Annotated in this window: 10 protein-coding genes and 1 pseudogene; 6 read left to right on the forward strand and 5 right to left on the reverse strand. The window is 65.5% G+C overall.

Annotation, left to right across the window (positions count from 1 at the left end; translation table 11 throughout):
- The first annotated feature begins 252 nt into the window (after nucleotides 1-252).
- Nucleotides 253-765 carry a transposase family protein gene (locus E1258_RS21980; protein ID WP_243715615.1) on the forward strand — a complete coding sequence of 171 codons (513 nt, stop codon included), beginning with the start codon at nucleotides 253-255 and terminating at the stop codon, nucleotides 763-765.
- A gap of 78 nt (nucleotides 766-843) precedes the next feature.
- On the opposite strand, the gene E1258_RS21985 is transcribed toward E1258_RS21980, so the two are convergent.
- A complete protein-coding gene (locus E1258_RS21985) occupies nucleotides 844-1,767 on the reverse strand; it encodes a pentapeptide repeat-containing protein (RefSeq protein ID WP_207919664.1) in 924 nt (307 codons plus the stop codon).
- Nucleotides 1,768-2,274: 507 nt separating this feature from the next.
- Between E1258_RS21985 and E1258_RS21990 the strand changes: the two genes are divergently transcribed.
- The 4 genes and pseudogenes from E1258_RS21990 to E1258_RS22005 all read left to right on the forward strand — a co-directional run.
- Nucleotides 2,275-3,243 carry an ABC-three component system protein gene (locus E1258_RS21990; protein WP_243715616.1) on the forward strand — a complete coding sequence of 323 codons (969 nt, stop codon included), beginning with the start codon at nucleotides 2,275-2,277 and terminating at the stop codon, nucleotides 3,241-3,243.
- Nucleotides 3,240-3,509 (forward strand): ABC-three component system middle component 6, encoded by a 270-nt coding sequence (locus tag E1258_RS21995; protein WP_132404443.1) that lies wholly within the window; start codon nucleotides 3,240-3,242, stop codon nucleotides 3,507-3,509. Before E1258_RS21990 ends, E1258_RS21995 begins: the two co-directional genes overlap by 4 nt.
- Nucleotides 3,484-5,226: an ABC-three component system protein gene (locus E1258_RS22000; protein ID WP_132404445.1), complete on the forward strand. Its 1,743-nt coding sequence runs from the start codon at nucleotides 3,484-3,486 to the stop codon at nucleotides 5,224-5,226. Before E1258_RS21995 ends, E1258_RS22000 begins: the two co-directional genes overlap by 26 nt.
- Nucleotides 5,217-5,720: pseudogene (locus E1258_RS22005) on the forward strand (transposase family protein); the annotation flags it as partial. The gene E1258_RS22000 and the pseudogene E1258_RS22005, both read left to right, overlap by 10 nt.
- A gap of 228 nt (nucleotides 5,721-5,948) precedes the next feature.
- Here the strand turns inward: E1258_RS22005 and E1258_RS22010 are convergent.
- Nucleotides 5,949-8,993, reverse strand: a complete 3,045-nt coding sequence (locus E1258_RS22010) for a P-loop NTPase fold protein (protein ID WP_132404447.1) — start codon at nucleotides 8,991-8,993, stop codon at nucleotides 5,949-5,951.
- A gap of 247 nt (nucleotides 8,994-9,240) precedes the next feature.
- Between E1258_RS22010 and E1258_RS35485 the strand changes: the two genes are divergently transcribed.
- Entirely contained in the window at nucleotides 9,241-9,375 is a 135-nt protein-coding gene (locus E1258_RS35485; RefSeq protein WP_256371025.1) for a hypothetical protein, read from the forward strand.
- A gap of 173 nt (nucleotides 9,376-9,548) precedes the next feature.
- Here E1258_RS35485 and E1258_RS22015 read toward each other — a convergent pair whose 3' ends face one another.
- The 3 genes from E1258_RS22015 to E1258_RS22030 all read right to left on the reverse strand — a co-directional run.
- Nucleotides 9,549-10,556, reverse strand: a complete 1,008-nt coding sequence (locus E1258_RS22015; protein WP_371688657.1) for a BsuBI/PstI family type II restriction endonuclease — start codon at nucleotides 10,554-10,556, stop codon at nucleotides 9,549-9,551.
- Nucleotides 10,557-10,571: 15 nt separating this feature from the next.
- Complete coding sequence (locus E1258_RS22020) at nucleotides 10,572-12,068, reverse strand: Eco57I restriction-modification methylase domain-containing protein (RefSeq protein WP_132404449.1); 1,497 nt, start codon at nucleotides 12,066-12,068, stop codon at nucleotides 10,572-10,574.
- 722 nt (nucleotides 12,069-12,790) lie between these two features.
- A partial coding sequence (locus E1258_RS22030) for a site-specific integrase (RefSeq protein WP_132404451.1) occupies nucleotides 12,791-13,933 on the reverse strand: 1,143 nt, incomplete at its 5' end.

Here is a 13,933-nt window from a genome sequence, read left to right on the forward strand (position 1 = left end):
CCGCGATCGGCTACCACCGCACCACCGGCGCGACCAACATCGCCCGCGCCACCCGCCAGGCCAACCGCCGCCCCCACGACCTCATCACCGCCGTGACCAGCAGTTACCGCAGAACGCAATGACCCTGGGGAGAGACAGAGGCTTTTGCGGTGTTCTCGCCAGGCGGCTTCGGGAGTGAGTGCTTGTACGGCGCGTAGGCGTGCGGTGCCGACGATGGCCATCGTCGGGCTGCTCGCGTAGAGAATGATCGGGGTGTCGGGTTGTGCGTTGATCGGGCGGCAGCGCAGCTCGGCGCTCTGTGATCCGCTCGGCCGGCTGCTGTTCTGCGGCGAGACACGCCCCGGGTCGATGCACGACATCACCCAGGCCCGCACCGCCGGCCTGGTCGACCTGCTCCTGAACGCACCCCTGGACGTACAGATCCTCGCCGACGCCGGCTACCAGGGCCTCGACACCGACACAGGCGGCGCGGTCATTACCCCTAGGCCCAGGCCACGCAAACGTCAAACCTCCCTGCCACCGAGTGTCATCGCCGCCCACGAGGCGGCCCGCAAACGGCACTCCTCCCAGCGCATCCGGGTCGAGCACGCCATCGGACACCTCAAGAACTGGCGAATCCTCGGCCGCTACCACGGCCGGCGGGAGTCCTTCGACACCACCATCCGCGCGATCGCCGGCCTCCTGTCCGACCACCAACACACCGGCCGCAGCGAGAACACCACCCGGCGGCGTAGGGCCCCACCCGCCACACCTCACGTTCGGTGAGACGCGCTCATCGTCGTGCCACCAACTGTGCACGAGGTCGTAAGGCTGGGCAGTAACTCCGCTCGTACCCGTGGTAGATCATCGGATTTCATCCACGTACGCGCCCTGTGACCATGCTGCCGCCCGGTCTGCATCCGTCAACAGCGCCCCGATCAGGTTCGCATCCCGCAGCTTTGCCCCGAGCAGAATCGCGTCCTCCAGCCACGCTCCTTCCAGAACCGCACCCTGCAATTGCGTCTCGAATAAGCATGCACCCTCGAACTGCGCCGCGAGCAGGCCCGCACCCTGCAACCACGCCCGGGTGAGATTCGCACCCTGCAACTGCGCCCAGCGCATGCTCGCACCCTGCAACCGCGCCTCCTTCAGGTTCGCACCCTGCAACTGTGCCCCGTCCAGAATCGCGCCCTCCAACCGCGCCTGCTTCAGGTTCGCGCCCTGCAGTTTTACCCCGAGGAGGACCCCACCCTTCAGGTCAGTGCGCGTGAGATTGATGGGGTTGCGTTCCGGTCGTTCAGGGCGGCGACTGAGGACGGTCAGGGCTGCTTGAACATCGGTCGGTGGTCCCTGCCGACCCTCGCGGGAGAAGGTGTTCTCCGCACCGCCTGGACCTGTCGCCGTTAGGGCGGCCGGTTCCAGCGAAGCACTCTCGCGGATGAAGGCCGCGAGGACCTCGACGACGGTGTTGTGGTCTTGGTCCGACTCAGCCATTAGGTGTTCGAGGGCGTAGATGCCGCCGAGTCGTTCGGTGAGCCGGTCAGAGGCCAGTTGGCCGATGGCTTTGGTGTAGCGGTCGGTGAGCTGACCCCGGCGGGTTAGGTAGAAGGTGCGGGCGGTGAACGCGGCCCCGCTGAGCACGACCAGGCCGCCGACTGCGGCCAGCAGGGTCTGCCGGGTCGCGTTGCGGACATCGGCCTTGTCCTTGCCCTGCAAGTGCTTGGCCGGGGTCGCCCACCATGCGATGGGTCCGAGGAGCAGCACCAGCATTCCGGTCAGCAACAGCACCGTCAGAGGAACCCAGACAACAGGTCGATGCACCATTCGCCGCACAGCGGCGGCGCTGTCTCGTTGATGCATCAATCGCCGCTTAGCTGCGGTCCAAACTCGTCGTAGCACACTGTTAAGTACAGCGGATCGATGCACGGCCTGACGCATCGGTCCATCCGCGACGCCGCGACGCAGCCTGCAGCAGAAGCGGGGGCGCGACCGACTCGCCGCCGGTCAACGTCACCGGGTCACCCGGCCCGCGTCGACCGGGCAGCACGGTGGCGACAACGTCGTCGACCGTCAACGCCGACTGAACCCTTCAGGCGGAGCCGACACGGGTGAGTGGGGCCGTGGACAGTTCCTTCGGATGGGGCTCGCGACAGCCAAGCAGACCGCATTCGTGCCCTCTGAAGTCGATCATGCTCTCGCCCAACGCGACCAGCTCCCTTGGAAGCCATCGGCCGTTCTGGTCATTTACTCATCCGCACTGACCGGATACGTTCGGTGCTCGCTGTCTGCTTGGAGGTGTTCGTGGAGGTCCTCAGCTTCACGGAACGCATGTTCGTAAAGACCATGTTCCGCGATCGGATGGCGGACCTGAACGGATCAGCGTTCGAGGACTTCTTCATCCGCATCATGACCGCCCGCTACACCGACTTCGTCGGGGTTCGGACCCACGGGAACATCGGCGATCTCTCCTCGGACGGCCTGCGCCTTCACGACGGCAAGTTGTACGCCTGCTACGCGCCAGAGACCTTCGACGCGAACAGCGCCCGCGACGTGAAGAAGAAGTTCACCGGTGACCTGACCGGCGCGCTGGCCAAACGGGCGGGCGAGTTCCAGACGTTCGTCTTCGTCTACAATGACCCAAGGCGCGGGCTGCATCCCGAAATCACCCAACTGCTGGCGCAAGCGCGGCGCGTGCACGCCCCGTTGGCGCTCGAAACCCTAGGGCCACGTCAGCTGCTTGGCGAGCTGTTTCGGCTGGTGAAGTATCAGATCGAAGAGGTCTTCGGCGCGCCCATCCCGGTAGAGGACGTCGTCTACGGCGTGGGCTTGGAGGACCTCAAGCCCCTTCTGGACCATCTCGTCGAACACCGGCGACGAACCAACGGACAGCAGTCGCCGGGGGAAGTATCTGCGCTGAAGATGGACTACAACCAGCTCGACGAGGATGATCGAGAGATGCTCCGCCGCGGGATGCTCCACACCCACCTCGTCGAGGAGTACTACCAGGGCCTCACGGACGTCACCGAGCGAGACGAGGTGGCTGCCGACTTCAACGCCTACTACCGTGAAATCGCGACGGTCTACTCGACAGCCGCCGACGTCATCTACGAGCTTGAAAAGTACGTAGCGGGCAACCGCCACCTCGACCGCGCGAGTGCGAGAGCCCTCTCGGTCGTTTTGGCCTACTTCTTCGAGACCTGCGACATCCTCGCGGAGCCGCCGACCGGTTGGACTCCGCCGGCCCGGGAACCTGCGCTGACATGATCATCCCGACCAAGGGCATCACGCCACAGCGTTCGCTCATCGCCGTGGGCGCCCAGATCCTGGAGATCATGGACGGGCCTCTCACCGTGAGCCAGGCATGGGCGAGACTGCGGCAATGGCGTCGCAACCACGATCACCACGCCCCGGTACCTTTCTGGTGGTTTGTGCTAGCTCTTGATCTATTGTATGCCCTCGGAGTTGTCGAGCTGAACAACGAACTCCTGGTCAGGAGGAGGGCAGATGCTGCGGCACTTGAGCGCCGATGACCCACGCTTCAAAGCCCTGACATTCCACCCTGGCCTCAACATCCTGGTCGCGGATACCACCGGCGCTTCGGCCGAGACCGACAGCCGCAACAGCGCCGGCAAGTCCAGCATGATCGAACTTCTGCACTTCCTGCTGGGCAGCAGCGCGGACAAGAACTCGTTGCCGGCTCACCCGAAGCTTCGGCAGACAACGTTCGCCTTGCACCTGGACTGGCCCGGCCTGCCCGAAGGGCTCACCGTCGAGCGCGCGGGAGCAAGCGCTGGCACCATCCACCTACGGCCTCTGCCTGCAGGAGTTGGCTCAGACCAACTTGACCTCGGCGACGGCCAGGTCACGCTGCCCGAGTGGCAGACACTGATCGAACGAGATCTTTTCAACCTTCCGGCCGAACACCCGGGCATCACCGGCCGCAGCCTCTTTAGCTTCCTCATGCGAAGAGTCGGCTCACACGCCTTCAACGAGGCCACCCGCAGCTTCGCCCGCCAGGCGAACGCCGAAGCGGCCACATCGCTGGCGTACCTACTAGGGCTGGACTGGCGGCTCGCCGATCGCTACCGCGAGCTACAGGCCCGCGAAGCCGTCAGCAAGCAACTCCGTAAAGCCGCCTCCGATCCGGTTCTTGGACGAATCATCGGTCAGACCGCAGAGCTCCGAGGCCAGATCGCCATCGCGGAACACCGTGTCGCGGATATCCAACGACGGATCGAAAACTTCCGGGTAGTCCCGGAGTACGACAACCTCCGCGCCCAAGCCGACCAGACCGACCAGCGCATCCGCCAGCTTCGCAACGACGACGTCATCGACCGGCGCAACCTCGCCGACCTGGAACGGGCCGTCGACGAAACCGTAGACCCCGACCTCGCCTACCTCGAAACAGCCTACGCAGAACTCGGCGTGGTGCTCGGTGACCAGGTGCGTCGAAGCTTCGACGACGTACGGGCGTTCCACGGATCCGTTGTCCGCAACCGGCGCCAGTACCTGGACGAAGAGGCCTCGGCGATCAGATCACGCCTCCAGGAACGCGAGGCCGAGCGAGAACAACTCGGTGACCGACTCGCTGCAACCCTGCGCACCCTGAACGAAGGTGGCGCACTAGACGCGCTAACCACCCTTCAACAGATCCTGGCTCAGGAGCAGGCACAACTCGGAGCTCTCCGGCACCGCTTCGACGCCGCACAGGCGCTCGAATCAAACCGTCGCGAGATCAAGCAACAGCGCGTCGGTCTCCAACAGGAGATGGAAAGTGACATCGAAGAGCGGCGGTCAATCGTCAATGATGCGGTCATCCTTTTCGCCCAGTACGCCCAAGCCCTCTATGGCGCCAACCGCGAGGCATACCTCCGTATCGGTCCAGGCGAAACCAGCCTGAAGATCGAGACGCACATCGCGAGCGACAACAGCGGCGGCATCGGCAACATGGTCATCTTCTGTTTCGACCTCACCGTCGCCGTCCTAGCGCACAGAAGCGGGCGAGCACCGGACTTCTTCGTCCACGATAGCCATCTCTATGACGGCGTCGACGAACGCCAGCTCGCCCGCGCCCTCACCCTCGCAGCAGAGGTGAGTCGCCAAGAAGGACTCCAGTACATCGTCACACTGAACTCCGACGAACTTGACAAAGCCATTCGCCGCGGCTTCGACCCAGCCGGCCATGTCCTCGAACAACGGCTCACCGACAGCTTCGATGAAGGTGGGCTTTTCGGCTTCCGTTTCTAAAACGGAATCGTGGCCGCAAGGAGGAGGTGTCGAGCGTCGAGCTTGTAGCACTGGTCCCGACCCGTGATCACCGGCTGGCGGCCCGGAGCAAGAACTACCGGTACTCGACGAACCTGCAGGTCGCCATCGATGCCAGCACCCGTCTGGTCATCGCCGTCGGCGACCCGCAGCCAGGCAACCGCAACGACACCATCGTCTACCGCACCTCGGGCATCGCCGAGAAGCTGGACGGGTGGCCAGTAATGGCCGACGGCGGCTACCGCGGCAACCACGAGGGGATCATGCCGTACCGCAAGCCCACCGACGGCAGCGATCTGCTCGCGCGGAAGGAAGCCCTCAACGTCGAGTACCGCACCGTCCGAGCAGGGGTCGGACACGCCCTGACCAGGATGAAGTGCTTCAAGATCCTGCGCAACTACCGCCGCGCCGCCCACACATTGGCCGACGCCGCTTCCGGCATCGCCAACCTCCACAACATCATCCTGGCCGGCTGACCGCAGGTCGATCCCGGGCAACGCCTTCACCCAGTTGCGAGACATCCCCCTTACGGGGAGTTATTTGTACAGTCCCCGCCGGCGCATCCCAAGCCTGAACACCGCCGATGGCAGCCGGCCTGAGATCCTCCTGTGCGGCAGCGGTGGGCCTGCGGCGGCGCGGTGAGCACGGTCAACACCTGCGTTGGGACGATGGACCTGACCCGAGTTGCCGGTTGTTCCGACGCGCTATTTGGGCGCGGGATCCCACATGTCCAGGATCGCCTGCTCGTGGTGCCGGTACCCAGCTTCGCTCAGCCAATCCCGCAACGCCGCCGCCGCGATATCGCCGGCTCGTGACCGGTATTGGTAGACCTTGGAGTACTGGCTACGGGCGGCGGTGCCTCGCCTCGGGTAGGCGGTGAGGTCAACGACCGCAGCGGGTTCTTCAGCGGTTGTCAGGGACAGGTGCAGGAGCGCGGTTTCGGGAGGGGGCGACTTGTCGTCGAGCTGCGTCCATAGCGCGTTGGTGGTCTGCGCGCATCGGACGAGCGCTTCAGTGAGTTCGAACAGGCCGTGCAGGGTGAACGCTGCAGGGAGGGGCACGACGCGGGCCCGTGCTTCGGCGGGTCGGTGCTGTTCGTCGAGTTCGGCCAAGTGGAATCCGATACCGACGGTGAGCAGCAGCGACTGCTGGTTCGGGCTCTGCCCGGTGTGGCCGGTGATGAGATGGGCGCCGACCCTGAGCGGTAATGCCTGACGCAGGCCAAGCGTGCCGGGCGTAGCGACCCGGGCACCGGACTGAGCGGTGGTGTAGAGGCGTCCGTTGGCATCGCTGATGGTCCACGGTTCGGCGGCTATGCCCCAGTCGGATTGACGGGCCCGGATCCAGTCGCTGATCGGTGCGTCTCGCATCGCGACGATCAGTATTTCTTCACGTGTGTCGACTGATGGGCCCCATCCGCCGTGGAGAGGTGAAGGAATCTCGTCGCCTGCGGGCAGCAGCACGGCGACCTGCAGCGTCAGGTCGAGCGGTTCACCTCCATCGTTCATCAATGATGGACGGTGGTTGAGAAAGGGATGGCGTTGCTCCTCGGACAGGGTCGGCAGCAGCCTTCCCGGTTCTGCAGTGCCGGCGTTGAGTGCCTCGATGAGCGCGCTGGCGGCGAACCAGCGCCGGTTCGCCCACGACACGTCGGTGCGGTCGAGAGCGTCGAGTCGAGTGCCCGCCGCGGCGCGGTCCAAGTGCGCCCGCGCTGCGGAGATACGGTGGCGTCCGATACGCCTCAGGAACGCCGTCGCGTCGAACTCACCGATGCGGGTGTGAGGGCCGGCGGACGTGAACGCCACCTCGATGTCGACCAGTCGGGCCGCGAGATCCGCGATTGGCAGTCCACCGTCGACGGCGGTGGCGATCCGCCGGTCGACGTCCGCGTCGCCGAAGGCCGCCTCCAGTCGGGAGATATATAGGCTCACCGGCTCGATGGGGGCGGTGTCGCCGAGACGCGTGTGCTCCTGGACCCGCGCCCACGCCGCTTCGTACGTGGCTCGGATGACGTCCGAAAGCCACGCCGAGCCGGGAGGTTGGGCGGCTAGACGCGCGATGGTGGTGTCGGCCGGCTCGGCGACTGCCATCCGGATGGCATTCAACAAGTACGGCAGCAGACCGGGATCGCCCGGCGCGGTGGCGGGCAGCGGCTCGCCGTCGGCCCGTTGCAGCAGCGCCGCGAGCCAAAGGGTCGCTTCCTCGTCAGGACCAAACCCACCCGCTGCGGGGATGCGAAGGTGGTCGAACTGTTCGAACACGTACGGGATCACCGCGGCGGCCTCCCTGCCGGGTAGCTCCGCGGACAGGGATGCGGCTCGGCGGAGTGTCCGGGCCGCCCGGGCGTACGCATGAGCGTCGGTGAGGTCAGGTCGCAACGCCAGCGCGAGGTCCTTGGACGCTGTGCCGGGGCGTCCCTCGGCCAATTCTCGGATGGCCCGGGCAAGGGTATCGTCGCTGATCTCGCCGGTGATGGGTGTTAGGGCGAAGTACCGCTCGGTGTAGTCGGGGTCGCTGATCCGCCGCTGCCCGCGCCGCCGGTGCTGTGCCCCTGTCGATCTCACTAAGTCGGTGGTCAGGCGCGGGAAGAGCCGTTGCAGGGCGTCCGCGACTCGGCGGGTGTGCGGCGCCGGGACGTCGAGTCGAGTCAGCGCCACTTCGTCGAATTCGGCGCGGAGGTCGGCGAGGTCGGTGGTGTCGACGAGGGTGCTGCGGTGCATGGCGATGGCCTGGTATAGGCGCGGATAGGTGATTCGCAGGAATGTCAGGGTGATGAAGTCGACGATGTCGACCTCAGCAGCGCCGACCAGTGGCAGGTAGATGTCGACCTGGGTGAGCAGCCGGGCCACGCTGCGCGGCTCGGTCAGGACCTTCAGCAGTAGCGCCTCACGCTCTTCGACCATGCGGCGTTGCGCGTCCTCGCTTAGCGACGCAGACGCCCGGCCGAGTGCGTCAGCGCAGCCGGTGTTGAACAGCGACTCAGCGTGCTCTGGGCGGACGGGCGGCTGTTCAAGGCGTAACGTGACGATCTTCTCCAGGAACGCGACGGCTCGGGCGCCATGCTTGTCAGCGATCGGGGTCGTGGACAGCACGTCGAGAATGGTTTCTTGGTCGTACGCAAGGACGTAGTGCACGTGCGGCAGGCGACCCAGCACCCGCACCGCCCGGAAAACCGCCAGGAGTTGCTCGGGCTGCAGCCGGTCGACGTCGTCGATGACGACCAGCGTCGGACGGGCCAGCGCGTGCAGCGTGTCGCGGACGCGGTCTGCCTGTTCCTCAAGGGTCGTTCCCTGGTCGCCAAGCCGCTGTAGGGCCTCGTTGGCGACCGCAGTCGCAGCGCTACCGATCACCGGCACCATCGACAGCGCTGGCGTCGCCAGGACGCCGTACCGGGAAAGCTGATCCCGGACCCGTGCGCCAGTGCTGGTCTTCTCCGGCACCGCAGCGCGGATCGCGCCGAGCAGCTCGGTGACTACCGAGTCAGGACCGGACAACGCCCACGGGTTGATCCAAGTGACACCCCACCGGTCAGAGTTGAGTCCCGCCACGATCATTCGGATCGTGCTGGTCTTACCACTGCCCCACGGGCCGACCAACCCGACCACCGTGCTGCTCGGCCGGGAGCCAATCTGATCAAGCAGGGCGACCGCGCGGGCCACGAACGGGCCGCGCCCGAACAGGTCCTCGCTCGGCTCGTCGATCGGGTCGTCAACCCACCAGTTGCCGTCGGACAAGCCGGACACCGCCATTCGCCAACCATCTCCAAGCTGCGGCCAGAGTACTCAACCGACGCTCACACAACTCATTCGGCGCGTGATCTTATACACGGATCTGCCGCTCCTGATGGACTGGCGTTCATTAACGCTGGTGACGCACAGTAATGCACGACAACAAGATCGTCCTCGTCCCGCTGCCACCCGCGGTCGTTCGAGCTATTGACCGTGCCGTCGATGAACGGCACCAGCAGGCCGATCCCGCAACACCTATGGTCGGCGAATGGACCGGCACGCCACCACCCGCCGACTCCATCGCCTCGGTGCAACGCTGACCGCGGCGCAGCAGCAGGCCGGTGTACTGCAGGTCGCTCAGCTGTTGCTCATCCGACACAACCTGACCATTCAAGATCTGTAGCCCGGTTTGCGAGGGTTTGGCTAGCCCCTCTGCCAGATCGACTCGACGAGCGAGTCGGTCTCCTCCTACCGACTCCACCCCGAAGCCGCCCTCGCGCACCCTTGCCGGGCAGCTCCGGAGGGGTGCGCCGCCATCGCCTTCACCGAGGAGGCGACCGCGAGGCCCCGACAAGATCAATTGGCCTCTGCTCCTGGCGGTGTCTCGTAGGGCCCGAGGAATCGCTCGCCGTTGAAGTGGATCAAGTGTGTAGGGGCATCCCGGATCCACACGTCTGTCTCCCAGGCGATGTCGACGGCGGCAGCCCGGAAGGTGGCCCTGTCCGGGAAGGCGGTCACGAACACCAAACCGGGGCGACAGCCGGCAAACAGCTTCCGCAGCTCATCGACTCGCTTTGCATCCATTGGCCCGACTGACTGGTAGGCCTCGACGCAGACCAGCCAGTCCCGGTCGACGTCATGCAGGAGCACGTCGGGCATCTTGCCGTGCGGGTCGACCTTGATGCCGAGGTCGGCTAGGTACGTCTCTTCGTTCACGACCCACTTGGCACCTGTGTCGCCCAGGTACACGACCTTGGCGCCGGGGGTGTAGTAGGCCGCGAAGTCCTCTACTACGGCCGCGATCAGAGCGCTGTGCTTGCCGGCGCTGAGCGTCACGTTGGACTCGTCCGGCAGCCGCACCGGCACCCGGTGCCTCTCCCGCTCGGCGGCCCACCGGTCCCGGAGCGACCCGAGCTCCTGCTCGAACCTGGCCCGAGCGGCAGGCCAATCCGGCGTGCCGAAAGTCCGAAGCGCGGCGAGCGCGATCTCCGTCGGCCGGTACGAATAGTCGCCGCTGTTCACCGCCCGGTCCGGCGCGTCGCTGTTGGCCTCAAGGATTCCCGCAGCCATGAGCTGGTGAACGCTGTCCTTGCGGACGCTCTCCCGGCTGTTGGGGGCATATCGGGCTGGGTCCTTCCGCCCCTTTTTCACCCAGGGGTAGCGCGTCGCCATCCAGTTCATGCTCTCGGTGATACCGAGTGTTTGCTGTTGCGCTGTTGCCCACGGCCTATCGGCGTCCAGGTCAAGCATGCTCAGAAGCACAAGAGCTGTGCGGACGTTCTGCTGGGGGGTAGGTAGCCCCAGCTGCTTCAACGCGCTTTGCGCCTCTCGAACACGGGCATTCTGCTCATCTTCCACAGACACAGGGGTGCTCCAAGGTCACGGGTACAGGCCTGGCAACACATCATGCACGACTGGATCCACGGAGCCGCTATTGACCGACTGCCCGGTCCTCGATCCGATCAGGCGCAGCTGCTCCAGCGACGGGTACCGAAGGCTGCGAAGGTCGCCCGCATTGATCTGTGTGTGGCCGCTGAACAGGCGGACGAACTGGTCGACCGGCGCACTGTTCAGGAACGCTGCCAAACCGGCCGCGACCTGGGGATCCATGCCAGCATTGTTCGCGTGGAAGACGTTCAGATGGTTCTCGATCGCGACGGTCGCGCCTGGGAGGTCCTCGGGCAGCAGCAGCGCTGCGCTGATCCGCCTTGGCTCCTCTTTGGTGCTGAACCTCTTCACCAGCACATACGCTCCTGATGGAAGCAGAAGTGGCGCGGTGTCGATGTTGTCAGCCAGGGCGTTCGGCTTGCGGCCCGTAGGCATCGGCCAACTGATCCGCCCGGCGCTCAAGTGCCCTGGATAGAGCAGCGGCACCATGCCCACGCCATGCTCAGCCCGCAGGTTGTCCCGAGTTCGGAAGTCCACGACGCGCCCCGTGCTTACCTTCAGCTCAAGATCCGCAAGCGAGGCGGGCAGCTCAGCCACCCTCTCAGCCAGCTTGAGCCCGGTGATGTCAGTCGTGATCCGGATGAATGACTTGGGATCGGTCGGGCTTACCACCTGCTCATATGGCACATCATGCGAGATCGGGCGATCGGTGTACCCCTCGCTGGTCGAGATCCGTACGGTGCTCGGCACGTCTCCGACGACTGCCCGGAAGATCACGTTCTCTTGAAGAACCTCGCTGTCCGCGAACACGACGTTGCGCTTGTCGAAGACATGCAGGTTACGCAACGCAGCGGTATTCAGAAGTTCCTCCCGGAACTTCTGGAAGTAGGTGCCGTTCGCGAAGCTGCGCGGGGTGATAGCAATGAGCTGACCGCCAGGCGCGAGCAGCCGCAACGCAAGCAGAACAAATGCCGTGTAGAGGTTCGTCGTGGACGCGCCCACGGGATCCAGCACTGCACGCTCCGGGCTGTCGGCGCGGATCTTGCGGTACGGCGGGTTCAAGATCGCCAGATCAAACTGCGGCTCCGCACCAGTACGTAGCTGTTCGGAGGCCCAGACAAGGAAGTCGTCGGTGCGCTGATCGACAGTGACGGGGTGCGCATCGGCGCAGTCCGCGAGTGTGGCGGTCAGCTCGGCGTTGACATTGGTATCAACCTCGAACGTCGTCAGGTGCAGCTTCAAATCAGGAGCTTCGCGGGCGGCTCGCGCGACTAGCGCCGCGGTGAGGGACCCCGTACCGGCGCCCGCGTCGAGGCTACGGATGCTTTCCCTATCAGGAAGATCGGCGAGACCAATGATCAGGTCAGCGGCTGGCGCTGGCGTAAAGAACTGCCCGAGCTTGGCGCGCGTTACGTCGGTCAGCTTTGCACCGCACGTGAGCCGGCGTTGCTCCGCGCGCGCGATGAGGTCGTCGGGCGTGGTTGTCATGCGCTCAGTCTGCCTGCTCGTGGTGAAAGGATCGAGTCAGGGCTGGCAACGAGATTGCGTGTGTGTCGGGCTGCCACTGCATGTCGGCGCTGCTCAGGGCATCGCCGCCGGGTTACATGAAGCCGCCTGCACAGGCTACGCCACGGACCGTAGTGCTGGGTGCCATCGTCGCAACGCCAGCTCCGGCCGCCAGCCGGTGGAGGCATCTGACGTCGACGGAGCGAACCAACCAACCTCGCGGCCGGCGTCTCCGTCGAATGATCTCGCTTCCAGCTGAGGCCGACGCGGAAGCAGCCGCGCATGGAAGGCACTCCCGACTGAGCCAGCGAATTCCATCGCTCGACGAGCGTTCCTTGCTGCGGTGCAGCTGCCAACTTGGCCAACGCATTGCAGGTTACGGCAGTTGCCGTCGTGCCCGGGTTGGTGGGCGGCGAGTACGTCGATGGCGAGGCGCCACAGCAGTGGGTCGGTAACGTCGTCGGGCACTGCGGCGAGGTGTCCGGGTCGTTCGCGGCGCAGGCGTGGCATAGGAAAGCCCTTCATTCGAACCGCCCTATGGGTGTGTCAATCGATGCACTCGTCACAGGGGCTCTGCGGCCCATCGGTGATGGCCGCAATAATCCACGCTTATCTCTTTTGAAGGTCAAGTCGTTGGCGCTGCGGCCAGCCGGCGATGGCGCCGGCTGGCCGCTGCTGACGAAGGGTGCACAGACTCGTGCGGCTTACGCCGGCCTCGTTGCGCTGTGCCGACGTGGGACGACGGCGGCGGTTGCTTCGGCGGCGGCGTGTGAGAGTTCGGGTAGGACGGCGCCGTAGTACTTGGCGGTGAAGTGTGGGTTGGAGTGGCGGAGTCGGTTGGAGATGACTTTCATGTGGACGCCGGCGGCGAGGCCCATCGTGGCGGCGCCGTGGCGGAGGTCGTGGAGTCGGATGGGTGGTAGTCCGGCTTGGGTGGCGAGGTGGTGGAAGTGGTCGGTGACGTCGGCGGGGTGGAGCCGCCCGCCGGTGGGGGTGGTGAAGACGAGTCCGGTCTTGGTCCAGGCTGCTCCGGCGGCGAGGCGTTCGCGGTGTTGCCGTGCGCGGTGGGTGCGTAGGACGGTGATGGTATCGGTGTCGAGGGCGATGGTGGCTTCGCTGTCGGTGGTTTTGGGGGTGTCGATGGTGGTGGCCCAGCCGTGTTGGACGAGTTGCCAGCGGACGGTAAGAGTTTTGGCGTCGAGGTCGAGGTCGTCCCAGTGCAGGCCGCAGGCTTCGCCTCGGCGTAGGCCAGTGAAGGTGATGAGGTGGTAGAGGGCGTAGAGGCGGTCGCCTGCGTCGTGGGTGTGGTCGAGGAATCGTCCGGTGTGTTCGGGGGTCCAGATCATGACCGGACTCGGGGTCTTACCGGTGTCGCGCCAGGTGCGGACGCGTTGGTCGGTCCAGACGGTGGGCTTGGGTGCTCGGGCGGCGGGTAGCTCGACCAGGAGGGCGGGGTTGAGGTCGATGTAGCGGTGGCGGCGCATCGCGTCGTTGAGGGCCTTGCGGAGGGTGGCGTGGATGAGGTGCATGGTCCTCGGCCCGACGACCCGCTGGTTCTTGACCTGGTCGCGTTTAGCGGGGTCCCGGCTGGCGCGCAGGGTGGTGATGGTGGTGTTGCGTTCGGCGATGGCCTCGTACATGGCGTCGATGTGACCGGGGCGGAGCCGGTCGATGCGCAGGTGCCCGAGGTAGGGGATCAGGTGTAGGCGGATGTGGCTTTCGTAGGAGCGGACGGTGCCCTTCTTGATGGTGTTGCGGCCGGCGAGCCAGTCGGTGAGGTAGTCGGCCATGGTGGGGAGTTCGGTGGGGGTGATGTCGAGGTGCAGGGTGCGGCGGACCTGGTCGGG

The organism is Micromonospora sp. KC207 (assembly GCF_004348615.1).
Lineage (GTDB): Bacteria > Actinomycetota > Actinomycetes > Mycobacteriales > Micromonosporaceae > Micromonospora.